We start from the raw sequence: 24,067 nt of genomic DNA, 5'->3' as shown, positions 1-24,067 counted from the left end.
GGCCCCCGGAGCCCGGTCACTCCGCCACGCGGAGGCCGGCCGCGCGGGCGGCCTCCGCGAGGACCTCGCGGAACATCTCCCGGGTGAGCCGGCCGGTGAACACGTTCCGCTGGCTCACGTGGTAGCTGCCGAACACCGCGAGCGGCGGGTCCCCGGGGGAGGCCGGTGCCAGGACCGTCCGCACGCCGTGCCCGAACTTCGGGCGCGGCCGGGGCGCCAGCCACCCGGCCTCCGCCAGGGCGGGCAGCGCCGCCTGCCAGCCGAAGCCGCCCAGGACCACGACGGACCGCAGCGTCGGGCGCAGCAACCGCGCCTCGCGGACCAGCCAGGGGCGGCAGGTGTCCCGCTCGCCGGGCGTGGGCCGGTTGTCGGGCGGGGCGCAGTGCACCGGCGCCGTGACCCTGACCCCGTACAGTTCGAGCCCGTCGTCGCGGCCCGTGACCGTCTCCCGCGAGGCCAGGCCGAGTTCGTGCAGCGTCGCGTACAGCAGGTCGCCGGCCCGGTCCCCGGTGAACATCCGGCCGGTCCGGTTCCCGCCGTGCGCGGCGGGCGCCAGGCCGCTGATCAGCAGGGCGGCGTCCGGCGGCCCGAACCCGGGCACCGGTCGTCCCCAGTACTCCTGGCCCCGGAACGCGGCGCGCCCGACGCGGGCGGTCTCCTCGCGCCACGCCACCAGGCGCGGACAGGCCCGGCAGCGCACGAGCCGCGCGTCCAGGCCGGCGGTGGTGCGGGCCCGGGCGGCGGCCCGTGCGGGGTGGTCCTCGGCAGTGCACACGGTCGATCCGCTCCGTCCGGAAGGGGGAAGTCCTCTCCGGGACCCCCTACCCGCCCCGCGCTTCACGCTGCCGAATCGGCCGATTCTCGTCTTGCCCACGCGGGTGCGACCCCCCGTTTCGCCTAACACTTAGGTTAGGCTAACCTACGGCTGTGCGAGCTGGAGAAGAGAGATCCGCGGACGGTCGTCCCCGCGGCCACGAACTGGCGGCCACGGGAATCACCGTGGCCTACGAGGGCGTCGACGTCGTCCACGACGCGTCGCTGACCCTGCGGCCCGGCGAGGTCACCGTCCTCGTCGGCCCGAACGGCAGCGGGAAGTCGACGCTCCTGCGGACGATCTCGCGGCTCCAGAGTCCCCGGACCGCCACCCTCGTCATCGACGGCGCCACCGACGGCCTCGCCCTGTCCCCCCGCGACTTCTCGCGCCACGTCGCCCTGCTCACCCAGGGACGTCCCACGCCCGGCGGCCTGACCGTGCGGGACGTGGTCGAGTTCGGCCGCTACCCCTACCGGGGCCGCTGGGGCAAGGCCGACCCGGACGGCCGCGCCGCCGTGGACCGCGCCCTCGCCCTGACGGGCGTCGCCGAGTTCGCGGACCGGGGCGCCGAGCACCTCTCCGGCGGACAGCTCCAGCGCGTCTGGCTCGCGAGCTGCCTCGCCCAGGAGACCGGCGTCCTCCTCCTCGACGAGCCCACCACCTACCTCGACCTGCGCTACCAGGTCGAACTCCTGGACCTCGTCCGCGATCTGGCGGACGACCACGGCATCGCCGTCGGGGCCGTCCTGCACGACCTCGACCAGGCGGCCGCCGTCGCCGACCGGGTCGTGCTCCTCCACGCGGGACGGGTCGTCGCCGACGGCTCCCCGCAGGACGTCCTGACCGCGGAACGGCTGACCGACACGTACGGCATCCGCATCGAAGTCGACACCGACCCCCTGACCGGCCGGCTGCGCACCCGCGCCATCGGCCGGCACCACACGCGAAGCGAAAGGCTCACGACCCCGTCATGAGACGCCTCCTCCTCACCGCGGCCACCGCCACCGCCGCGGCCCTCGCCCTGACCGCCTGCGGCACCACCGAGCCCGCCGCCGACAAGAAGGCCGAGAAGACCGCCGAGAGCATCACCCTCACCGACTCCACCGGCACCAAGGTCGTCCTCGACGGGCCGGCCAAGAAGGTCGTCGGCACCGAGTGGAACGTCGTCGAGACCCTGATCTCCCTCGGCGTCGACCCCGCCGGCGTCGCCGACGTCAAGGGCTACAAGGCCTGGGACACCGCCGCCCCGCTCAAGAACGACGCCAAGGACATCGGCACCCGCGGCGAGCCGAGCGTGGAGACCGTCGCCGGTCTCGCGCCCGACCTCATCGTCGCCACCAACGACCTGAAGCCGGCCGTCGTGAAGCAGCTGCGCACGGTCGCGCCCGTCCTGGAGCTCAAGGCCGCCGACGGGGCCGACCCGATCGGGCAGATGACCAAGAACCTCGACCTCATCGCGCAGGCCACCGGCACCACCGCCAAGGCCGACCAGCTCAAGAAGGACTTCGAGGCGAAGATCGAGGACGGGAAGAAGAAGCTCGCCGCCGCCGGTCTCGCCGGCGCGAAGTACGCCTTCGCCGACGGCTACCTCAACGCCAACCAGGTCTCCCTGCGGGCGTACACCGGCGGCTCGCTCATCGGCGCCGTCAACGAGAAGCTCGGCCTGAAGAACGCCTGGACCGTCCAGGGCGACCCGGCGTACGGCCTCGGCGCCACCGACGTCGAGGGCCTCACCAAGATCGGCGACGTGCACTTCGCCTACATCGGCAACGACCAGGACCCCTCCAGCAACCCCTTCACCGGCGTCCTCACCAAGGACAAGGTCTGGACCTCCCTGCCGTTCGTCAAGAAGGGCAACGTCCACCGCCTGCCCGACGGCATCTGGATGTTCGGCGGACCCGCGTCGATGAACCGGTACGTCGACTCCGCCGTCACGGAGCTGACGAAGTAACACCATGGCCGTCACCGCAACCCCACCCTCCACCCGTCCGACGGCGGTCACGTCCCGGAGGGGCGCGGCCGCGGTGACGGCCGCACTGGTCCTCCTCGTCGCGGGCCTCGCCCTCGTCGACCTCACCCAGGGCACGGCCGACGTCGGCGCCGCCGAGATAGGGAAGGCGCTCACCGGCCGGGCCGACCCCGCCGACGCCTCCGTCATCGTCGCCTCCCGGCTGCCCAGGGCGGTCGCCGGACTGCTCGTCGGCGCCGTCCTCGGCATGGCCGGCTCCGCCCTCCAGGCCGTCAGCCGCAACGTCATCGCCTCGCCCGACACCCTCGCGGTCAACGCCGGCTCCTACCTGGCGCTCGGCCTCGCCGCCGTCACCGGCGTCTCGCTCCCGCTCTTCGCCACCTCCGGTGTCGCCTTCGCCGGCGGTCTGGCCGCGGCCGCCGTCGTCCTCGGCCTCTCCGGCCTCGGCGCCGGCACCGTCCGCCTCGTCCTCGCCGGAAGCGCCCTCACCCTCGGCCTCACCGCCGTCACCGAGGGCCTGCTCCTCCTCTACCCGAGGGAGACGGAGGGCCTCTACACGTGGAACCAGGGCAGCATCGCGCAGAGCGGCTTCGACGGCGTCCTGCAGATGGCGCCCATCGCGCTCGTCGCCCTCGCCGGACTGCTCCTCCTCGCCCGCCGGGTCGACGCCCTGGCCCTCGGCGACGACGCGGCCCGCGGCCTCGGCGTCCCCGTCCGCTCCACCCGGGTCACGGCCGTCGTCCTCGCCGCGCTCCTCTCGGCGGCCGCGGTCACGCTCGCCGGGCCGATCGGCTTCGTCGGCCTGTGCGCCCCCGCGCTCGTCCGCGCCCTCGCGCTCCGGGCCCGGCGGCTCCACCGCTCCCGTACGGGCCTGCCGGTCGCGGGCCTCACCGGCGCCGCCCTCGTCCTCGGCTCGGACGTGCTGCTGCGCGCCCTCGTCCCCGCGGACCTCGCCGTCGCCGTGCCCACCGGCGTCGTCACCAGCCTCGTCGGCGGCGCCTTCCTGATCGCCCTGGCCACCAGGGTCAAGGACACCGCCGGAGCCCCGCCGGTCGACCGGCTGCGCATCAGGAGCCGTACCGTCTTCCTCGTCACCACCGGCGCGCTCGTCGCCGTGGTCGTGGGAGTGGTCGTCGCCGGCGTGCTGCTCGGCGACTCCAAGCTGCTCCTGGGCGATGTCGTGAACTGGGCCCAGGGCCGGGCCGGGCGGACCGTCTCCTTCGTGCTCGACACCCGGGTGCCCCGGGTCGTCGCGGCGCTCCTCGCGGGCGCGGCCCTCGCCCTGTCCGGCACGCTCGTCCAGGCCGTCACCCGCAACCCGCTCGCCGAGCCCGGCATCCTCGGCGTCTCCCACAGCGCCGCGCTCGGCGCCGTCCTCTTCGTCACCACGGTGCCGTCGGCCGGTTCCTGGGGCATCGCCGGCGCCGCGTTCGCGGGCGCCGCCCTCGGCTCCGTCCTGGTCTTCGGCCTCGCCGCGCGCGGCGGGTTCCAGCAGAACCGGCTCGTCCTGGTCGGCTTCGGCGTCGCCACCGCGGGCGCCGCCCTGATCAGCCTGCTCATCGTCCTCACCGACCCGTTCAACGCGACGAAGGCGCTCACCTGGCTCTCCGGCTCCACCTACGGACGGACCCTGCCCGACGCGCTGCCCCTCGCCGCGGTCCTGGTGGTGGGTCTGGTCGTGGCCTTCCTGCGGCGCGCGGAGCTCGACCTCGTCTCGCTCGACGAGGACACCCCCCGGCTCCTCGGGCTCGACCTCGGCCGCGGACGCCTGGGCTTCCTCGCCCTGAGCGTCCTGCTCAGCGCCACCGCCGTGGCCGCCGCCGGCACGATCGGCTTCGTCGGACTCGTCGCCCCGCACGCCGCCCGCGCCCTGGTGGGCCGCCGGCACGCGCGCGTGGTGCCGGTGGCGGTGCTCCTCGGTGCGGCGCTCGTCTGCACCGCGGACCTGGTGGGCCGGACGGTGATCGCACCGGCCCAGCTCGGCGCCGGCATGATGACCGCCGTCATCGGCACGCCGTACTTCCTGTACCTGCTCGTCCGCAGCCGCCGCTGAGGACCCCCGGGGGTACGGGACGGCCGCGCGGCCCCGGTCAGGGGCGCGCGGCCGTCCTCGTTCCCGCCTCCAGATGGGTGTGCACCCGGCGCAGCAGCGAGGAGAGGAGCAGGCGCTCCTCCGCGTCGAGGGGGGCGAGGACCTCGTCGTCCGCCGAGGCGATGTCCGCGCCGAGTTCGGCCAGGGCGGAGCCGCCCTCGGGGGTCAGGCGCACCACGATCCGGCGCCGGTCCTCGGGGTCGCGGTCGCACTCCACGCACCCCGTCTTGACGAGGTCGTCGACGATCCGCACCAGGTCGCTGGCGTTCATGTCGAGCCGCGCGGCGAGGACGGTCTTCATCTGGGGGCCCAGATCGGAGAGGAGGGCGAGCACGGTGAGGTGCCAGAGCCTTAATCCCCGTGCGGTCAGCCGGTCCTGGAGCCTACGCCGCGCGGCCTTGCCGAGCGCGTACATCAGGTACGCGTTGAGGCCGAGCACGCTGGGCGGCGTCATGCTCAGGGAGGGCGGACCCGCGGCCGCCGGGCGGTCCGCGCCGGCCTCCGGGGCCGCGGCCCCGACGACGGCGCCGGCAGGGGCGGTGCCGGTGGCGGGCGGGGCGGTGAGGAGCGTCAGGTCGGCGCCCGTGAGGCCCTTGAGCACCTGCGCCCAGTCGGTCGGCATGTTCGATATGCCGACCACGGCGAACCGCGCGCCGTCCGGGCCGTGTGCGGTGCCGGAGTAGACCGGTTGCTCCATTGCTGTTCCTCGCTGTCCACGTGCGGTGGGGCGGCCCCCAACTACCCTGTTCTGGTTGGGGGTTGGGTGTCCTTAACCCAATGTCGTCCCACGGTACCGGCCCGCCCCGGGACCGTCCGGGGCGGGCCGGAGTTCCTGCTGACCGGCCGTCAGGGACGGGCGGTCAGATAGCCCCCCATGGAGGTGAAGTACTCCGTGGCGGGCAGTTCCCGGCCGTCCGCGGTCCGGACGCGGGTGATCGCGAGGCCGTGGTTGCGGCCGGTGCGGGCGTCGGCGCCGGCGACGATCACCACGCCCTCGCCCTCCCGGTAGAAGATCCGCCCCGGGGTGCCGCCGTAGCGCCCCTCGGAGACGGTGGCGGAGACGACTTCGAGCCGCTCGCCCCGGTGGAAGGTGAAGGCGCTGGGGTACGGCGCGGACTGGGCGCGGACCAGGCGCTCCAGGACCTCGGCGGGCCAGGTCCAGTCGATCCGGACGTCCTCCTCGGCCCGCTTGTGGAAGAAGGTGGCCTGCGACCGGTCCTGCGGGGTGAACTCCGCCCGCCCCGAGGCGATCAGGTCGAGCGCGCCGACGGTGACCGGGGCGATGAGGTCGACGGTCTTGTGGAAGAGGTCGGTGGCCGTGTCCTGCGGCCCGACCGCGACCGCCCGCTGGAGGACGATGTCGCCGGCGTCCAGCACCTCGTCCATCATGTGGGCGGTGACGCCGACTTCGGTCTCGCCGTTGATCAGGGCCCAGATGAGGGGGGAGAAACCGGCGTACTTCGGCAGGAGGGAGTCGTGGACGTTCAGGGTGCCGTACCGGGGCAGCGTGTAGACGCGCGGCGGGATCCAGGTGCGCCAGTTGTTGGCGACGATGATGTCCGGGTCGGCCTCCTTGAGCAGCCTGAACAGCTCCTCGTCGTCGGGCCGGTTGCGGATGACCACGGGGACGCCGTGCTCCTCGGCCAGGTCGGCGACGGAGTCGCTCCAGATCTTCTCGTAGGCGTGCTCGCTCTTCGGGTGGGTCACCACCGTCACGACGTCGTGCTCGGAGTCCAGGAGCGCCTGCAGGGTGCGATGGCCCCAGGTCTGATAGCCGAACATGACGACCCGCATGGGCACGTTCCTCCTAGGGGGAGCGGTGGACCGCCGAAGCGGTGGAGCACTCTAAAGTAAAGCAAGGCTAACCTAAGGATGCAACGAGGCCTATTTACCGGCCAGTTGACCGGTTCGGCATGGCTCATGTCCGATTCGTCCCATCGACAGCTCAGGCGGATCAGGTTAGCTTTACCTAAGTTCGGGTCGGTGATGCGATGTCGCCGGTGTGCCCGGACTCCGCCGTTCCCCACGCCTGACAGCACGCCTGACAGGCGGCTGTCCCGCACGATGGGAGTGACATGTCTCAGGCTCTTCCTGACGACGCACCGCTGATCCACGACCTCATAGGAATCGGCTTCGGGCCGTCCAACGTGGCCATGGCGATCGCGCTCAGCGAGCACAACGCGAGCGTCGGAAGAGAGGACACGGTCACCGCCCACTTCTTCGAGCGGCAGCCCCGCTTCGGCTGGCACCGGGGCATGCTCATCGACGACGCCACCATGCAGGTCTCCTTCCTCAAGGACCTGGTGACCCTGCGGAACCCGAGCAGCGAGTACACCTTCCTGCGCTACCTGCAGAGCAAGGGCCGGCTCATCGACTTCGTCAACCACAAGAACCTCTTCCCGCTGCGCGTCGAGTTCCACGACTACTTCGAGTGGGCGGCGGCCAAGGTCGACGACATGGTCTCCTACGGCCACGAGGTCGTCTCCGTGGACCCCGTCGTCCGCGACGGCGTGATCGAGTACCTGGACGTGACCGCCCGCTCCGGCGACGAGACCGTGGTCCACCGGGCCCGCAACCTCGTCGTCGGCACCGGCCTGCGCCCGCTCATGCCCGAGGGCGTCGAGCGCGGCGACCGCGTCTGGCACAACTCCGAACTGCTCGCCAGGGTCGACGGCCTGGAGGGCACCGACCCCGCCCGCTTCGTCGTCGTCGGCGCCGGCCAGAGCGCCGCCGAGAACGTCGCCTACCTCCACCGCCGCTTCCCGGACGCCGAGATCTGCGCCGTCTTCTCGCGCTACGGCTACAGCCCCGCCGACGACAGCGGTTTCGCCAACCGCATCTTCGACCCCGCGGCGGTCGACGAGTACTACACGGCGCCCGACGACATCAAGCGCAAGCTGATGGAGTACCACGGCAACACCAACTACTCCGTGGTGGACATCGACCTCATCGACGACCTCTACCGGCAGGCCTACCAGGAGAAGGTCCTCGGCACCGAGCGGCTGCGCTTCGTCAACGTGTCCCGCCTCACCGGGGTCGAGGAGCGCCCGGACGGCGTCCGCGCCACCGTCGCCAACCTCGTCACCGGCGAGGACACCGTCCTCGACGCCGACGTGGTGGTCTTCGCCACCGGCTACCGGCAGGCCGACGCCCTCGGCCTCCTCGGCGACGTCGCGGACCGCTGCCACCGCGACGGGTCCGGCCGCGTCCGCGTCGAGCGCGACTACCGCGTCACCACCGACCCCGAACTGCGCTGCGGCATCTACCTCCAGGGCGGCACCGAGCACACCCACGGCATCACGTCTTCCCTGCTCTCCAACACCGCGATCAGGGTCGGCGAGATCCTGGAGTCCATCCTCGAACGGGGACCGGGGGACTCCTCCGACCCGGTCCGCCCGATCGCCGGCGGCATCGGCACGAGCCGCTAGCCGCCGGCCGCGCCGGACCCGCTCCACCGGCCCACCGGACCGGCCGCACGGCCCCGGGCGCCCCTCGGTTCCACCCCCCCACACACCGCCGCGCACCACCGGCAGCGCCTCGGCCGGACGCGCGGCAGCACCGTGAAGTCCCCGTGAAAGGAACACACGTGTCCACTGGTACACGCCCCGCCCTGGCGCGGTTCGCCGGAAACATCCCCCGCGCGGCCGTCGCCGTCGCCGCCGCGCTCGCTCTGGCCGCCTGTGGGAGCGGCACGGAGAAGACCGAGGGGGCCGCCAAGCCGTCGGGCGGGCCGAGCGCGAGCACGTCGTCCGCCGGCGCCTTCCCGGTGACCGTCGAGCACAAGTACGGCAGCACGACCATCGACGCCGAGCCGAAGAAGGTCGTCACGCTCGGCCTCTCCGACCAGGACGCGGTGCTCGCCCTGGGCGTCAAGCCGGTCGGCTCGGTGGACTGGTTCAAGGAGAAGCCGTACGGCAAGTGGCCGTGGACCAGGGACAAGTGGGGCTCGACCCCGCCGCAGATCGTCGGCGAGCGCGACGAGTACAACATCGAGAAGATCGCGGCCCTCAAGCCGGACCTGATCGTCGCCCAGTACTCGGGCATGAAGAAGGAGCAGTACGACACCCTCTCCAAGATCGCCAAGGTCGTCGCCCAGCCCAAGGAGCACCCCGACTACGGCGCCCCCTGGCAGGTCATGACCCGCCAGATCGGCAAGGCGCTCGGCAAGACCCCCGAGACCGAGAAGCTGATCACCGACGTCGACGCCCGCTTCAAGGCCGTCCGGGACAAGCACCCCGAGTGGGCGGGCAAGACCCTGACCGTGGCCGACAGCTTCGAGGCCGGAAAGTACTCGGCCTTCACGAAGACCGACCCCAAGGCGATCTTCTTCTCCGAGCTCGGCTTCACGCTGAAGCCCGAGATCGACGCCCTCGCCAAGCCGGGCTGGAACGTCGCCGAGCTCAGCGCCGAGAAGCTGAACGTGCTGGAGGCCGACCGCCTCGTCTGGGTCACCTCCAGCACCGGGGCCAACGAGCGCATCAAGGCCGAGCCGCTCTACAGGAAGCTGAAGGTCAGCCAGGAGAAGCGCGACCTGTTCGTGCCCTACCAGGACCCGGACGTCGGCGCCGCCTTCTCCTTCAACACGGTCCTCTCGATCCCCTACGCGATCGACGAGATCGAGCCGCTCCTGACGGCCGTCAAGTAACCGCCGGCCCCCTCCGCACCCCTCCGCCCGTCCGTCGCCCGCCACCGGCCGGCGGACGGGCGGAGTGCGCACGGGCGGCCGCGCCCCGCTCCACCCCACCGACGCACCACCAGGGAAAGGCATCCTCGAACGATGTTTGACGCCGAGTCGGACCGGACGACCGCCGCCGGACTCCCCCTCGCGGGCGGACAGTCCGGAATCTGGCTGGCCCAGCAGATCGAGCCGGACGGCTCGGCCTATCACATCGCGTTCGTCCTGAGACTCCGCGGAGACATCGACCCCGACCGCCTCGCGACCGCCGTCCGGCGGGCCGTGGAGGAGGCGGAGAGCCTGCACGTCCGGATCATCGACGCCGACGGCACCCCGCGCCAGATCCCCACCCGCTTCCCCGTCGAGGTGGCCCACGTCGACCTGCGGGGCGAGACCGACCCGGAGGCGGCCGCCCACCGCTGGATGGAAGCCGACCGCGACCGCCCCGCCGGCCTCGCCCCCCTCGCCGGCCCCGGCCGCCCCACCGACCGCGACCGCCCCGCCGACCGCGACCGCTCTACCGGCCGTGACCCCCTCGCCGGCCCCGACCGCCCCGCCGACCCGGTCGGCGGCCCGCTGTTCGCCCAGGCCCTCCTCCGGCTCGCCGACGACCGGATCTGGTGGTACCAGCGCTACCACCACCTCCTGATCGACGGCGCCGGCGTCGCCCTGATCAGCCGCCGCGCCGGCGACCTGCACACCCTCGGCGACGCGGCCCCGGCCCCCGACTGGTCCCTGACCCGGCTCGTCGCCGCCGACACCGCGTACACCTCCTCCGAGCAGCACGCGGCGGACCGCGCGTACTGGCGGGAGCGGATGGCCGGCCGGCCCGAACCCGTCCGCCTCGTCCCGCGCACGACCGCCCCCATGCGCCGCCGCGTCCGCGACACCGCCGTCCTCGGCCCCGAGACCGTCGCCCGGCTGTGCGCCCGCGCGGACGAGGCCGGCGTGCCCCCGTCCCGCCTCCTGCTCACCGCCGCCGCCGTCCATCTGCACCGCGCCACCGGCGAACGGGACCTCGTGCTCGGCCTCCCCGTCACCGCCCGCCGGGACCCCGCGACCCGGGACGTTCCCGGCATGGTCTCCAACATCCTGCCGCTGCGCCTCGCCGTCCGCCCCGACACCACCGCCGCCCGGCTCCTGGACACCGTCGCCACGGCCGTCTCCGAACTCCTCGCCCACAGCCGCTACCGTGCCGAGGACCTCGCCAGGGACCTCGGCCTCACCGACGGCGTACGGGAACTCGTCGGCCCCACCGTCAACGTCCTGCCCCAGCCCGACGGCGTCCGCTTCGACGGCGCCGAGGCCGAGTTCGTCCCGCACTGGCTCGGCCCGGTCGGCGACCTGACCCTCACCTTCGGCGACCCCGGGGGCCCCGAAGGCCTCCGCGTCCACTTCGACGCGGACGCCGACGCCTGCGACGGGGCGGCCCTCGCCGGGCACCGGCGGCACTTCCTCGCCGTCCTGGACGCCCTCACCGAGGACCCCGACCGGCCCGTCGGACACATCGAACTGACCTCCCCGGAGGAACGCGCCCGGCTGCTCGGCGAGTTCGGCGCCTCGCCCCGGCCCGCCCCCGAGACGACCTGGCCCGCCGCCTTCGCCGAGCGGGTCCGCCTCGCCCCCGACGCCGTCGCCCTCGTCTGCGAGGACCAGGAGCTGACGTACGCCGAGCTGGACGCCGCCGCGAACCGCCTCGCCCGGCTCCTCGCCGCCCGGGGCGCCGGCCCCGAGGACGTCGTCGCCGTCGCCCTGCCCCGCTCCCCGGACCTGGTCGTCGCCCTCCTCGCCGTCATGAAGGCAGGCGCCGCCTACCTGCCGCTCGACGCCGACCACCCCCGGGACCGCATCGCCTACATGCTGGAGGACGCAGGCGCCCGCACGGTCGTCACCACCCGCGCACTGTCCGGCGCCCTGCCCGACGCGCCCGGCACCGCCCGCGTCCTGCTCGACGACCCGGCCACCGCCGCCGAACTCGCCGCCCTCGACCCGGCGGACCCCGCCGTCCCCGTGACGCTCGACCACGCCGCGTACGTCATCTACACCTCGGGCTCCACCGGCCGCCCCAAGGGCGTCGTCGTCTCCCACGACGGCGTCGGCAGCCTGATCGCCACCGCCACCGACCGCATCGGCGTCACCGCCGACAGCCGGATCGTGCAGTTCGCCTCCGCCGGCTTCGACGTCACCGTCTGGGACCTCGTCATGTCCCTGTGCGTCGGCGGCCGGGCGATCCTCGTCCCCACCGAGCGCCGCGTCGCCGGACCGGCCCTCACGGACTACATCGCCCGCCACCGCGCCACCCACATGATCCTGCCGCCCTCCCTCGTCTCCGCGCTGCCGCCGGAGTGCGACCTGCCCGACGGCTCCGTCCTCGTCGTCGGCACGGAGGCCGTCCCCGGCGAACTCGTCGCCCGCTGGGCCGGACGCGTCCGGGTCGTCGTCGCCTACGGCCTCACCGAGGCCACCGTCAACTCCACCCTCTGGCCCGCCGACGCCGACCGCCCCGGTCCCGCCCCCATCGGCCGCCCCGACCCCAACACCCGCGCCTACGTCCTCGACACGGCCCTGCGGCCCGTCCCCGCCGGCGCCGAGGGCGAGCTGTACGTCGGCGGGCGCGGCCTCGCCCGCGGCTACCTGGGCCGCCCCGGACTCACCGCGGAGCGCTTCGTCGCCGACCCGTACGCCGACGAGCCCGGCGCCCGCATGTACCGCACCGGCGACCGGGTCCGCTGGAGCCACGACGGCAACCTCGAATTCCTCGGCCGCGCCGACGGCCAGATCAAGATCCGCGGCCACCGCGTCGAACCCGGCGAGGTCGAGAGCGCCTTCATGGCCTGCCCCGGCATCGCCCAGGCCGCCGTCCTGGCCCGCGACGACCACCGGGGCGTCAAGCGGCTCGTCGGCTACCTCGTGGCCGCGGCCGGCACGGACGCGGAGGCGGCCGACGCCGCCGTCGCCGGGGCGCGCGCCCGGATCGCCGCGACCCTCCCCGCCCCCATGGTCCCCTCCGCCCTCGTCCGCCTCGACGGACCCCTGCCGCTCACCCCCAACGGCAAGCTCGACCGCCGCGCCCTGCCCGAGCCCCGGTGGACCGCCCTGGCCGGCGACGACGCCCCCACCACCCCCGCCGAGACCGCGCTCGCCGCCCTCTTCGCCGAGGTCCTGGGCCTGCCGTCGGTCGGCGTCCACGACAGCTTCTTCGAACTGGGCGGCGACAGCATCGTCGCGATCCAGCTCGTCAACCGCGCCCGCGCCACCGGCCTCGCGCTCACCCCGCGCGACGTCTTCCGGCTCCGCACGGTCGCCGCCCTCGCCGCGCACGCCGCCCCGGCCACCGGGGGGCCCGCGCCGCTCCCGGCCACCGCCCTCGACGAGGACGCCCTGCCCGTCGCACCGCTCCAGGAGGGCTTCTTCTTCCACGCGGTGTACGACGAGGACGCCGACGACCTGTACGTGGTCCAGGAACTCCTGGACCTCGCGGGACCCGTCGACCCGGACCGGCTGCGCGACGCCCTCCGACTGCTCCTCGACCGCCACCCGCTGCTGCGCGCCTCCTTCCGGCAGCTGCCCGGCGGCGAGGTCGTCCAGCGGCTCGCGGACCGCGCGGTCCTCCCCTGGTACGAGGCGGACACGGCCCGCACCGGCCTGGACGAGATCCTGCGACAGGACCGGGACCGGGGCTTCGACCTCGCCGAACCGCCGCTGCTGCGCGCCACCCTGGTCCGCGACGGACACCGCCACCGGCTCCTGCTCACCCTGCACCACATCGTCGCCGACGCCTGGTCCGTCACCGTCCTGCTGCGCGAACTGACCGCCGCGTACGCCGGGGAGACCCTGCCCGCGCCCGCCGACCCGCGCCCCTACCTGGCCTGGCTGGCCGCGCGCGACCGCGACGCCGCCCGCGCCGCCTGGCGCGAGGCGCTGACCGGCCTGGAGGAACCGACGCGGCTCCCCCTCCTCGCCGGGCCCCCCGCCGGGGGCGGCGCGGACACCCCCCGCACCCGGACCGAGCGCGTCGACGTGCGCCTGCCCGAAGCCCTCACCGCCGAACTGACCGCCCGCGCCCGCCGCGAGGGCCTCACCCTGAGCACCGTCCTGAACGGCGCCTGGGCCCTGCTCCTCGGCGGCCTGACCGGCTCACGGGACGTCGTCTTCGGCACCACCGTCTCCGGCCGCACCACCGAGGTCGAGGGCCTGGACGCGGCCGTGGGCCTCTTCGTCAACACCGTCCCCGTCCGTGTCCGGACGCGCCCCGACGAACCCCTCGCGGAGCTGCTGCGCCGCGTCCAGGACGACCACGCGGCCCTCCTCGACCACCACCACCTCGGCCTCGCCGACATCCAGCGCCTCGCGGGCGGCGGCGAACTCTTCGACACCCTCGTCGTCCTGGAGAACCACCCGGCCGGCGCCCCCGCCCGTGAACCGCTCGTCACCGGCACCGAAGTGCTCGACGCCGTCCACTACCCGCTCGCGCTCGTCGCCGAGCCCCGCGACGGGCACCTGTCGCTCCGCTTCACCCACGACCCGGCCCGCCTCGACCGGCTGACCGTCGCCGTCCTCGCGCGCCGCTTCGAGGCGCTGCTGCGCGCCTTCGCCGCCGACCCCGCCCGCCCGATCGCCCGCATCGGTCTCCTCTCGGACCGGGAGGCGGAACGGCTCGCCGCACTGAACGCCACGGACCGCCCGCTGCCCGCCCCGGACGCCACCCTCGCCTCGCTCTTCGCCGCGCAGGTGGCCCGGACCCCCGACGCGCCCGCCGTCGTGTACGAGGGCACCACCCTCACGTACGCGGAACTCGACCGCCGTGCCGAGGCCCTCGCCCGGCGGCTGCGGGCCCGGGGCGCGGGCCCCGAGGAGTTCGTCGCCGTCGCGGTGCCCCGCTCGGCGGAGCTGGTGGTCGCCCTCCTCGGCGTCCACAAGGCGGGCGCCGCCTACCTGCCCGTCGACCTCGACCACCCCGCCGACCGGATCGCGTTCGTGCTCGCGGACTCCGGCGCGCGCACGGTCGTCACCACCGCCGGGGCCGCCGACCGGCTCCCCGACGCCCCGGGTCCCGCCCCCGTCCTCGTGGACCGCGAGGAGGAGGCCCCGGACCTGCCCCGCACGGACGCGCCTCGCACGGATCTGCCCCACACGGACGCACCCCGCACGGACGCGGGCCCCGACCACCCCGCGTACCTCATCCACACCTCCGGCTCCACCGGCCGCCCCAAGGGCGTCGCCGTCACCCACCGGGCGATCGTCAACCGCCTCGCCTGGATGCAGGGGGAGTACGGGCTGACCGCCGACGACCGGGTCCTGCAGAAGACCCCGGCGAGCTTCGACGTGTCCGTGTGGGAGTTCTTCTGGGCCCTGACCGAGGGCGCCGCCGTCGTCCTCGCCCGCCCCGACGGCCACCGCGACCCCGGCTACCTGGCCGACCTGGTCCGCGCCGAGCGGATCACCACCCTGCACTTCGTCCCCTCGATGCTGGCCGCCTTCGTCCAGGCCCTGGAGGCCGCGCCCGGCGGCCCCGACTGGGCGGCGACCCTGCGCCGGGCCTTCTGCAGCGGCGAGGCGCTCACCGGCCCCGACGCCCGCCGCTGGGCGGAGCTGACCTCCCGCCCCGGCCGGGGACCCGTACCGCTGCACAACCTGTACGGACCCACCGAGGCCGCCGTCGACGTCACGCACTTCCCGTACGAGGGCGCCGACGAGCCCGCCGTCCCGATCGGCCGGCCCGTCTGGAACACGCGCCTGTACGTGCTCGACCCCTTCCTGCGGCCCGTCCCGGACGGCGTGCCCGGCGAGCTGTACCTCGCCGGGGTCCAGCTGGCGCGCGGCTACCACGGCCGGCACGCCCTGACCGCCGAGCGGTTCGTCGCCGACCCCTTCGGGGCGCCCGGCAGCCGCATGTACCGCACCGGCGACCTCGTCCGCCGCCGGGCCGACGGCGCCGTCGAATACCTCGGCCGCACCGACCGGCAGGTCAAGATCCGCGGCAACCGCGTCGAACCCGGCGAGATCGAGACCGCCCTCGCCGGCCTGCCCGGTGTCGCCCGCGCGGCCGTGATCGTCCGCGACGGCGCCCTCCTCGGCTACGCGGTGCCCGCCCCCGGCGCGCCCGCGCCGGACGCCGACGCCCTGCGCGACGCGCTCGCCGGCACCCTGCCCGCCCCGCTGGTGCCGAGCGCCGTCGTCGTCCTCGACGCGCTGCCCCTGACGCCCAGCGGCAAGCTCGACCAGAACGCCCTGCCCTCGCCCTCCGCCGCCCCCCGGGCGGGCGGACGCGCGCCCCGCGACGCCCGCGAACGCGCCCTGTGCGAGGTCTTCACCGCCGTCCTCGGCATCCCGGACATCGGCGCCGACGACGACTTCTTCGTCCTCGGCGGCGACAGCCTCACCTCGATCGCCGTCGCGACCGGGGCCCGCGAGAGGGGACTCACGATCAGCCCGCGCGACGTCTTCCGGCACCGCACGCCCGCCGCGCTCGCGGCGGCGGCACCGGCCGCACCCGAGCCGGTGGAAGGCCCCGAGCCCCCGGCCGTGACCGTCACCGCCACCGACGCCGGACAGGCCGCCGCCGCGCTCCAGGCCGTCCTCGCCCGGCAGAGCCTGGAGGGCGCGGCCGTCGACCCCGCTCTCCAGGCCCTCCTCGACCGGCTCACCGCCGCCGCGGGCACCCCCCAGGAGCCCCCGGCCCAGGCCGCCCCGCTCGGCGGCCTGGAGCTGACCGAGGAGGAGACCGCCCGCGTCGCCGAGATCGCGGCGGGACTGCCCGTCACCGACGTCTGGCCGCTCTCCCCGCTCCAGGAGGGCATGTACTTCCACGCCACCTACGACACCGGGGACGCCCTCGACGTCTACCTGTCGCAGGAGACCCTGGACCTCGACCACCGCCTCGACGCCGACCGGCTGCGCGCCGCCTGCCGGGCCCTCCTGGACCGCAACGAGGGCCTGCGCGCCGGATTCACCGGCGACGGCCTGCCCCGGCCCGTCCAGTTCGTCGTGGACGGCGCCGAGATCCCGCTGACCGAGACCGACCTGTCCGCGCTGCCCGCCGACGAGGGCCACGCGCGCGTGGAGGAACTCCTCGCGGCCGACCGGCGCCGGCGCTTCGACCTGGCGGCCCCGCCGCTCTGCCGCCTCCGCCTGATCCGCCTCCCCGGAGGACGTGACCGGCTCGTCGTCACCCACCACCTCATCCTGTGGGACGGCTGGTCCGCCTGGCTCTTCCTGGAGGAGCTGTTCACCCTGTACGAGAACGGCGGCGACCCCACCGGGCTGCCCGCCCCCGGCTCGTACCGCGACTACCTCGCCTGGCTGGACGGCCAGGACACCGCCGAAGCCGTCGACGCCTGGCGCGGCGCCCTCGCCGGCTTCGACGAACCGACCCTGGTCGCCCCGACCGGCCGCGACGCCGGCCCGGTCATCCCGGCCGACTTCGACGCCGTCCTCACGGAGGAGGCGACCGACCGGCTGCGCGCCGCCGCCCGCCGTCACGGCCTCACCCCGAACACGGTCCTCAACGCCGCCTGGGGCCTGGTCCTCTCCGCCGTCACCGGCCGCCCCGACGTCGCCTTCGGCACGGCCGTCGCCGGACGCCCCGCCGACCTGCCGAACGCCGCCGGCATCATCGGCATGTTCCTCAACACCGTCCCGGCCCGCACCGCGTTCGCCCCCGACGAGCCCCTGCTCGACCTGCTGCGCCGCCTCCAGGGCGAGCGGGCCGCCGTCATGCCGTACGAGTACGTCGGCCTCGGCACCCTCCAGCGGGAGACCGGCCACCGCCGCCTCTTCGACACCCTCTTCGTGCTGCGTTCCGCCGACGGCGAGGACCGGGCCGCCGAACTCCGGCGCCGCCACGGCATCACCGGCGTCTCCAACGTCGACGGCACCCACTTCCCGCTGACCCTGATCGTCACCCCCGGCACCCGGCTCCGGGTCACCCTGGCGGCCCGCCCCGACCTGTTCGACGCCGAGGCCGCCACCACCGTCCTCGACCGGTTCACGACCGTCCTGGAACGGCTCGCGGACCTCCTCGACGGACCGGACGCCGCCACCGTCCGCACCGCCGCCGTCGACCTGCTGCTCCCGGCCGAGCGCACCGCCCTGACGGCCGGACTCGCCGCCGGACGCGAGCCCGTGCCGAACGAGACCGTCGCCGACCTGCTCGCGGCCCAGGTCGCCCGCACCCCCGACGACACCGCCCTGGTCTCCGGCGAGGACTCCCTCACGTACGCCGCACTCGACGCGCGCGTCAACCGGATCGCCCGGCTGCTGCTCGCCCGGGGCGCCGGACCCGAGAAGGTCGTGGCCCTCGCGCTGCCCCGCTCCCTCGACATGGTCGCCGCCCTCTTCGCCGTCCTGCGCACCGGTGCCGCCTACCTGCCCCTCGACCTCGACCACCCGGCCGACCGGCTGCGCCTCATGGTCGAGGACACCGGCCCGCTCTGCCTGGTCTCCACCGCGTCCGTCGCCACCGCCCTCGCCGCGGACGCGCCCGGACTCCTCCTGGACGACCCGACCGTGGTGGCCGAGCTGGCCGCCCTGGACGGCGGCCCGCTCGCGGACGCCGAGCGGCCCGCGTTCGCGCACGACGTGCCGGACCGCCTGGAGCACCCGGCGTACGTCATCTACACCTCCGGTTCCACCGGCCGCCCCAAGGGCGTCGTCACCCCCTACCGGGGTCTGACGAACATGCAGCTCAACCACCAGGAGGAGGTCTTCGCCCCGGCCGTCGCCGCGGCCGGCGGACGGCGTCTGCGCATCGCGCACACCGTCTCCTTCGCCTTCGACATGTCCTGGGAGGAGCTGCTCTGGCTCGTGGAGGGCCACGAGGTGCACGTCTGCGACGAGGAGCTGCGCCGCGACGCCGAGGCCCTGGTCGCCTACTGCGACCGGCACCGGATCGACGTCGTCAACGTCACCCCCACCTACGCCCAGCTGCTCGTCGAGGAGGGCCTCCTCGACCACGACGAGGCCACGGGCCGGCACCGGCCCGCCCTGGTCCTGCTCGGCGGCGAGGCCGTCTCCGACACGGTGTGGAACCGGCTGCGGGACACCGACGGCTGCTACGGCTACAACCTGTACGGGCCGACCGAGTACACCATCAACACCCTCGGCGGCTCGACGGCCGACAGCGCGACCCCCACGGTCGGCCGGCCCATCCGCAACACCCGCGCCCACGTCCTGGACCCCATGCTGCGCCCGGTCCCGCCGGGCTGCCCCGGCGAGCTGTACATCGCGGGCACCGGTCTGGCCCGCGGCTACCACGACCGCCCCGGCCTCACCGCCGAACGCTTCGTCGCGGACCCCTTCGGGGCGCCCGGCGAGCGGATGTACCGCACCGGCGACCTCGTGCGGCAGCGGCCCGACGGCCTCCTCGACTTCCTCGGCCGCACCGACGACCAGGTCAAGATCCGCGGCTACCGCGTCGAACTCGGCGAGATCGCCACGGCCCTGTCGGCGCACCCCGGCGTCGCCCACGCGGCGGTCGTCGTCAACACCGGCACCGGCACCAAGCGCCTGGTCGGCTACTACGTACCGGAAGAACGGGACGAGCCCGACCCGCGGGCCCTCCGCGCCCACCTCAAGACCGCCCTGCCCGACTACATGGTCCCGGCCGCGCTCGTCGCCGTGGCCACCCTTCCGCTGACCGTCAACGGCAAGCTCGACGTCCGCGCCCTGCCCGCCCCCGGCCCCGCCCGTGCCGCGGGAGCCGGCCGCGCCCCGCGCACCCCGCGCGAGGAGACGCTGTGCGCCCTCTTCGCCGAGGTCCTGGGCCTGCCCGAAGGCACCGTCGGCATCGACGACGACTTCTTCGACCTCGGCGGGCACTCGCTCCTCGCCACCCGCCTCGTCAGCCGCGCCCGCACCGCGCTCGCCGCCGAACTCGCCATCCGCGACCTGTTCGAGGCCCCCACGCCCGCCGAGCTGATCGAGCGCGCCGACCGCGCCTCGGGCCCCGCCCGGCCCGCCCTCACCGCCGGCGAGCGCCCCGACGAGCTGCCGCTCTCCCACGCCCAGCAGCGCCTGTGGGTCGTCCAGCGGATCGAGGCCGCCTCCGCCGCCTACAACTTCCCCCTCGTCCTGCGGCTGCGCGGCCCCCTCGACGCCGACGCCTGGGAGGCCGCCCTGGCCGACGTCACGGCCCGGCACGAGGCCCTGCGCACGGTGTTCGCGGAGCGCGACGGCCGGGTGTTCCAGCGGGTGCTGCCCGCCGGGGAGGCGCGGCCCGCCGTCGAACGGCTCACCGCGACCGAGGACGAGCTGCCCGGCCTGGTCGACACGGCCGTCAACCGGCCCTTCGACCTCGCCGCCGAACTCCCGCTGCGCGCCGCGCTCGTGGAGCTCGGCCCCGGGGACCACGCCGCGATCCTGCTGCTCCACCACATCACCACCGACGAGTGGTCCGACCGCCCCTTCCTCCGCGACCTCGCCACCGCCTACGGGGCCCGGACCGCGGGCACGGCACCGGAGTGGGAGCCGCTGCCCGTCCAGTACGCCGACTACGCCCTGTGGCAGCAGCGCCTCCTCGGCGACCCCGCCGCACCGGACAGCCCGGCCGCCCGGCAGCTGGAGTACTGGCGCACGGCCCTGGACGGCGCCCCCGAGGAGCTGGAGCTGCCCGCGGACCGGCCGCGCCCGGCCCGCCCCGCCTTCACCGGCGCCGCACTCGACGTCGTCTTCGACCCCGACGTCCACGAGGGCCTCAAGCGGCTCGCCCGGGAGACCGGCGCCAGCATGTTCATGGTGGCGCACGCCGCCGTGGCCGCCCTCCTGCACCGCCTGGGCGCCGGCACCGACATCCCCCTCGGCGCGCCCATCGCGGGCCGGAGCGACGAGGCCCTGGACGACCTCGTCGGCTTCTTCGTCAACACCCTGGTGCTCCGCACCGACCTGAGCGGCGACCCGAGCTTCACCGCACTCCTCGCCCGGGTCAGGGAGACCGACCTCGCCGCGTTCTCGCACGCGGACGTGCCCTTCGAGGTGGTGGTGGAGAAGCTCAACCCGACCCGGTCGCTCTCCCGCAACCCGCTCTTCCAGGTGATGGTCGGATACCACGCCCGCACCGGCGACGCCCTCGAACTGCCCGGCCTGACCGCCGAACACCTCCCCTTCCGCATCCGCTCGGCCAAGTTCGACCTGGTCTTCTCCTTCACCGAGCACACCCCGGCCGACGGCGGCCCCGGCTCCCTCGGCTGCCGCCTGGAGTTCGCCACGGAACTCTTCGACCGGGAGACCGCCGAGCGGATCGGGGAACGCCTCCGGACCCTCGTCGCGGCCCTGGTCGCCGCCCCCGACCGGCCCGTCTCCCGGGCCGAGATCCTGGACGACGCCGAACGGCGGCTGGTCCTGGAGGAGTTCAACGCCACGGCCCGCACGGTCGACGAGGAGACCTTCCCGGCCCTCTTCGCCCGGCGGCGCGCCGAGCGCCCCGACGCGATCGCCGTCGTGGAACGCTCCCGCCCCGTGACGTACGCCGAACTCGACGCCCGCGCCGACCGCGTTGCCGCCCTCCTGGCCGCCCGGGGCGTCGGGCCCGAGAGCGTGGTCGGCGTGGCCGTGCCCCGCTCGGCCGACACGGTCGCCGCGGTCCTCGCCGCCATGAAGCTGGGCGCCGCGTTCCTCCCGCTCGACCTCGCCCACCCGGCCGACCGGCTCGCGTACATGATCGAGGACGCGCGCGCGGCCCTGGTCGTCGGCACCGAACCGGTCGCGGGCAAGATCCCCGCCGTGCCGGGCGTCCCGGTGCTGCTGCTCGACGCGCCGGAGACCGCCACCGCACTCCGCGACCTGCCGGACACCCCGTACGGCGGCGGACCCGCCGTCCTGGACTCGGCCGCGTACGTCATCTACACCTCCGGCTCCACCGGCCGCCCCAAGGGCGTCGTCGTCCCCCACGAGGGGATCGCCGGCCTGGTCGCCACCGCCGTCGACCGGATGGGCCTGGAACGCGACAGCCGGGTCCTGCAGTTCGCCTCCGTCGGCTTCGACGTCTTCGTCTTCGAACTGGCCATGGCCCTCTGCCACGGCGGCCGGCTCGTCCTCGTCACCGACGAGGCCCGGGTCGCGGGCCCCGCCCTCACCGACTTCCTCGCCGACCAGCGGATCACCCACATGATCCTGCCGCCGTCCCTCGTCTCCGCCCTGCCGCCCGGCTGCGCCCTGCCCGAGGGGTCGACGGTCCTCGTCGGCACCGAGACCGTGCCGCCGGACCTCTTCGAGCGCTTCGGCACCACCGCCCACCTGATCTGCGCGTACGGGCTGACCGAGGCGACCGTCAACTCCACCCTGTGGTCCGCCCGCGAGCACCCGGGCCGCCCGTCCGGCCGGGTCCCCATCGGCCGGCCCGACCCCAACACCCGCTGCTACGTCCTGGACGAGCGCCTCAGGCCGGTCCCGCCCGGCGTCGCGGGCGAGCTGTACGTCTCCGGGCGCGGCCTCGCGCGCGGCTACCTCGGCAAGCCGGGCCTGACCTCGGAGCGGTTCGTGGCCGACCCGTACGGCCCGCCCGGCAGCCGCATGTACCGCACCGGCGACCGCGCCCGCTGGCGCGCCGACGGCAACGTGGACTTCCTCGGCCGCGTCGACACCCAGGTGAAGGTACGGGGGTTCCGCATCGAACTCGGCGAGATCGAGGCGGCGCTCGCCTCCCACCCGTCGGTGGCCCAGGCCGCCGTGGTGGCCGACCGCGACGGCGACATCGTGCGCCTGGTCGGCTACGCGGTCCCGGAGGCGGGGGAGGGGGAGCCCGACCCGCAGGAGCTGCGCGCCCACGTGGCCGGCGTCCTGCCGGAGTACATGGTCCCGGCGCTCGTCGTCCCGCTCGGAGGACCGCTGCCCCTCACGCCCAACGGCAAGCTCGACCGGAAGGCGCTGCCTGCGCCGGACTGGGCCGCCATGACCGGCGACACCCGCCCGGCGAACGCGACGCAGGAGAAGCTCGCGGAGCTGTTCCGCGAGATCCTGCGGCTCGACCGGGTCGGGGTCCACGACAACTTCTTCGCGCTCGGCGGCCACTCCATGGCCTCGATGCGGCTCCTGGGCCGCATCCGCGCCGCGTTCGGGGTCGAGCTGAGCATCCGCGACGTCTTCGACGCCCTCACGGTCGCCGGCCTGGAGGCCAAGCTGAAGGGCGCCGCCGCGGCCCGCCCCGCGCTGCTGCCCGCCGGGGCCCCCGAGGGCCCCCGGCCCGCCGCGCCCGTCCAGCGCCTCCAGTGGGACGCGTACCGCCGCGCCCCCGCCTTCGACCACGCCCTGGTGCTCCGCTCGCCCGGGGGTCTGGACGCGGACGCCCTGGCGGCCGCGCTCGCCGACGTGGCGGCCCGCCACGAGCCGCTGCGCACCGCCTTCGCCGAACGCGACGGCGTCCTGCACCTCACCGACGCCGCGCCGCCGGTCCTCGTACGGGAGGAGAGCGCGGACCCGGAGGCCCGGCTGCGCGCACTGGCGGCGGGGGCCCCCGAGGCGGACCGCGAGGCCCCGCTGCGGGCCCACCTCCTGACCGGCCCCGACGGACGGCAGGCGCTGCTCCTGGCCCTGCACTACCTGGCCGTCGACGAATGGTCGGTCGTCCCCCTCTTCCGCGACCTGACCTCCGCGTACACGGCCCGTACGGAGGGCCGGGCGCCCGACTGGGAGCCGCTGCCCGTCGCGTACGCCGACTACGCCCGCTGGGCCCGCGAGGTCCTCGGCGACCCGGCCGACCCGGCCAGCAGGGCGGCCCGCCAGCTCGCGTACTGGCGGCGGACGCTCAAGGACGCGCCGGCCGGACCGGCGCTCCCGACCGACGCCCCGCACACGTCCGCGTCCGGCGCGGGCCGCGTCGGCTTCGTCCTGGACGAGGAGCTGCACGCGGCCGTGGACGAGCTGGCCCGGACGACCGGCACCAGCATGTTCATGGTCCTGCACTCCGCCCTGGCGGCCCTGCTCACCGCCCACGGCGCGGGCACGGACCTGCCGCTCGGCACGATGGTCGCGGGCCGTACGGACGACCGGCTCGCGGACCTGGTGGGCTGCTTCTTCAACACGCTCGTCCTGCGCACCGACACGGCCGGGGACCCCACCTTCGCCGAACTCCTCGCCCGGGTGCGGGAGACCACCCTGAGCGCCCTCGACCACCAGGAGGTCCCCTTCGAGGAGGTGGCCCGGGCGGCCGGACTGCCCCCGGAGGGCCCGCAGGTCATGGTGATCCACCACGAACAGGCGGACCTGGACCGCCTGGAGGGCGGCGTCGGCTCCCTGGACGCCGTGCCGACCGGCGCCGCCCGGGCCCGGTTGACGCTCGGCTTCTACGAGCCGCTGGGGGAGGGCCCGGTCCACTGCGTCCTCGTCCACGCGACCGACCTGCTCGGCGCCGCCGGGGCGCGCCGGTTCGCCGACGAGCTCCGGGCGCTGCTGCGCGCCGTGGTCGCCGACCCGGAGGAGCCGGTCTCGGAGCTGTTCACCGCCATGGGGACGAGGGGCGGCGACGCATGACCGCCGACCCGCGCCCGACGGTCCCGGCGGGCGGGCGGGGCTGAGCTCCGGAAA

9 protein-coding genes are annotated in these 24,067 nt (G+C 75.0%); 6 read left to right on the top strand and 3 right to left on the bottom strand.

The features are described 5' to 3' along the window. Nucleotides 1-16 precede the first annotated feature (16 nt). The gene (locus tag OO47_RS14135; protein WP_030213640.1) at nucleotides 17-775 is read right to left on the bottom strand and encodes a uracil-DNA glycosylase; all 759 of its coding nucleotides are present in this window, start codon (nucleotides 773-775) and stop codon (nucleotides 17-19) included. A gap of 152 nt (nucleotides 776-927) precedes the next feature. Between OO47_RS14135 and OO47_RS14130 the strand changes: the two genes are divergently transcribed. The 3 genes from OO47_RS14130 to OO47_RS14120 are packed head-to-tail and all read left to right on the top strand — an operon-like array spanning nucleotide 928 to nucleotide 4,836. Beyond that, nucleotides 928-1,788 carry an ABC transporter ATP-binding protein gene (locus tag OO47_RS14130; protein WP_030213638.1) on the top strand — a complete coding sequence of 287 codons (861 nt, stop codon included), beginning with the start codon at nucleotides 928-930 and terminating at the stop codon, nucleotides 1,786-1,788. Further along, complete coding sequence (locus OO47_RS14125) at nucleotides 1,785-2,765, top strand: iron-siderophore ABC transporter substrate-binding protein (RefSeq protein ID WP_030213636.1); 981 nt, start codon at nucleotides 1,785-1,787, stop codon at nucleotides 2,763-2,765. The genes OO47_RS14130 and OO47_RS14125 overlap by 4 nt, the downstream gene beginning before the upstream one ends. Nucleotides 2,766-2,769: 4 nt before the next feature. Then, the gene (locus tag OO47_RS14120; protein WP_030213634.1) at nucleotides 2,770-4,836 is read left to right on the top strand and encodes an iron ABC transporter permease; all 2,067 of its coding nucleotides are present in this window, start codon (nucleotides 2,770-2,772) and stop codon (nucleotides 4,834-4,836) included. A gap of 37 nt (nucleotides 4,837-4,873) precedes the next feature. On the opposite strand, the gene OO47_RS14115 is transcribed toward OO47_RS14120, so the two are convergent. Further along, nucleotides 4,874-5,572 (bottom strand): MarR family winged helix-turn-helix transcriptional regulator, encoded by a 699-nt coding sequence (locus OO47_RS14115; RefSeq protein ID WP_199812302.1) that lies wholly within the window; start codon nucleotides 5,570-5,572, stop codon nucleotides 4,874-4,876. A 149-nt stretch (nucleotides 5,573-5,721) separates the two neighbouring features. Continuing rightward, a complete protein-coding gene (locus OO47_RS14110; protein ID WP_030213628.1) occupies nucleotides 5,722-6,669 on the bottom strand; it encodes a methionyl-tRNA formyltransferase in 948 nt (315 codons plus the stop codon). 281 nt (nucleotides 6,670-6,950) lie between these two features. On the opposite strand from OO47_RS14110, the gene OO47_RS14105 reads away from it, so the two are divergent. The 3 genes from OO47_RS14105 to OO47_RS14095 all read left to right on the top strand — a co-directional run bounded on the left by OO47_RS14105 (nucleotide 6,951) and on the right by OO47_RS14095 (nucleotide 24,013). Continuing rightward, nucleotides 6,951-8,303, top strand: a complete 1,353-nt coding sequence (locus tag OO47_RS14105) for a lysine N(6)-hydroxylase/L-ornithine N(5)-oxygenase family protein (RefSeq protein ID WP_030213626.1) — start codon at nucleotides 6,951-6,953, stop codon at nucleotides 8,301-8,303. A gap of 158 nt (nucleotides 8,304-8,461) precedes the next feature. Then, a complete protein-coding gene (locus OO47_RS14100) occupies nucleotides 8,462-9,520 on the top strand; it encodes an iron-siderophore ABC transporter substrate-binding protein (protein ID WP_051715984.1) in 1,059 nt (352 codons plus the stop codon). A 132-nt stretch (nucleotides 9,521-9,652) separates the two neighbouring features. Further along, a complete protein-coding gene (locus OO47_RS14095; protein WP_030213618.1) occupies nucleotides 9,653-24,013 on the top strand; it encodes a non-ribosomal peptide synthetase in 14,361 nt (4,786 codons plus the stop codon). The last annotated feature ends 54 nt before the right edge of the window (nucleotides 24,014-24,067 follow it).

Origin of the sequence: Streptomyces bikiniensis (assembly GCF_000716625.1) — a bacterium.
GTDB classification, from domain to species: domain Bacteria; phylum Actinomycetota; class Actinomycetes; order Streptomycetales; family Streptomycetaceae; genus Streptomyces; species Streptomyces bikiniensis.
This window is presented reverse-complemented; position numbering and strand designations above follow the sequence as displayed.

What these genes read in the sequence shown, in the direction of transcription:
- OO47_RS14125 (WP_030213636.1), top strand. Translation starts at nt 1,785, where the DNA reads ATGAGACGCCTCCTCCTCACCGCGGCCACCGCCACCGCCGCGGCCCTC.
- OO47_RS14110 (WP_030213628.1), bottom strand. Translation starts at nt 6,669, where the DNA reads ATGCGGGTCGTCATGTTCGGCTATCAGACCTGGGGCCATCGCACCCTG.
- OO47_RS14120 (WP_030213634.1), top strand. Translation starts at nt 2,770, where the DNA reads ATGGCCGTCACCGCAACCCCACCCTCCACCCGTCCGACGGCGGTCACG.
- OO47_RS14105 (WP_030213626.1), top strand. Translation starts at nt 6,951, where the DNA reads ATGTCTCAGGCTCTTCCTGACGACGCACCGCTGATCCACGACCTCATA.
- OO47_RS14095 (WP_030213618.1), top strand. Translation starts at nt 9,653, where the DNA reads ATGTTTGACGCCGAGTCGGACCGGACGACCGCCGCCGGACTCCCCCTC.
- OO47_RS14115 (WP_199812302.1), bottom strand. Translation starts at nt 5,572, where the DNA reads ATGGAGCAACCGGTCTACTCCGGCACCGCACACGGCCCGGACGGCGCG.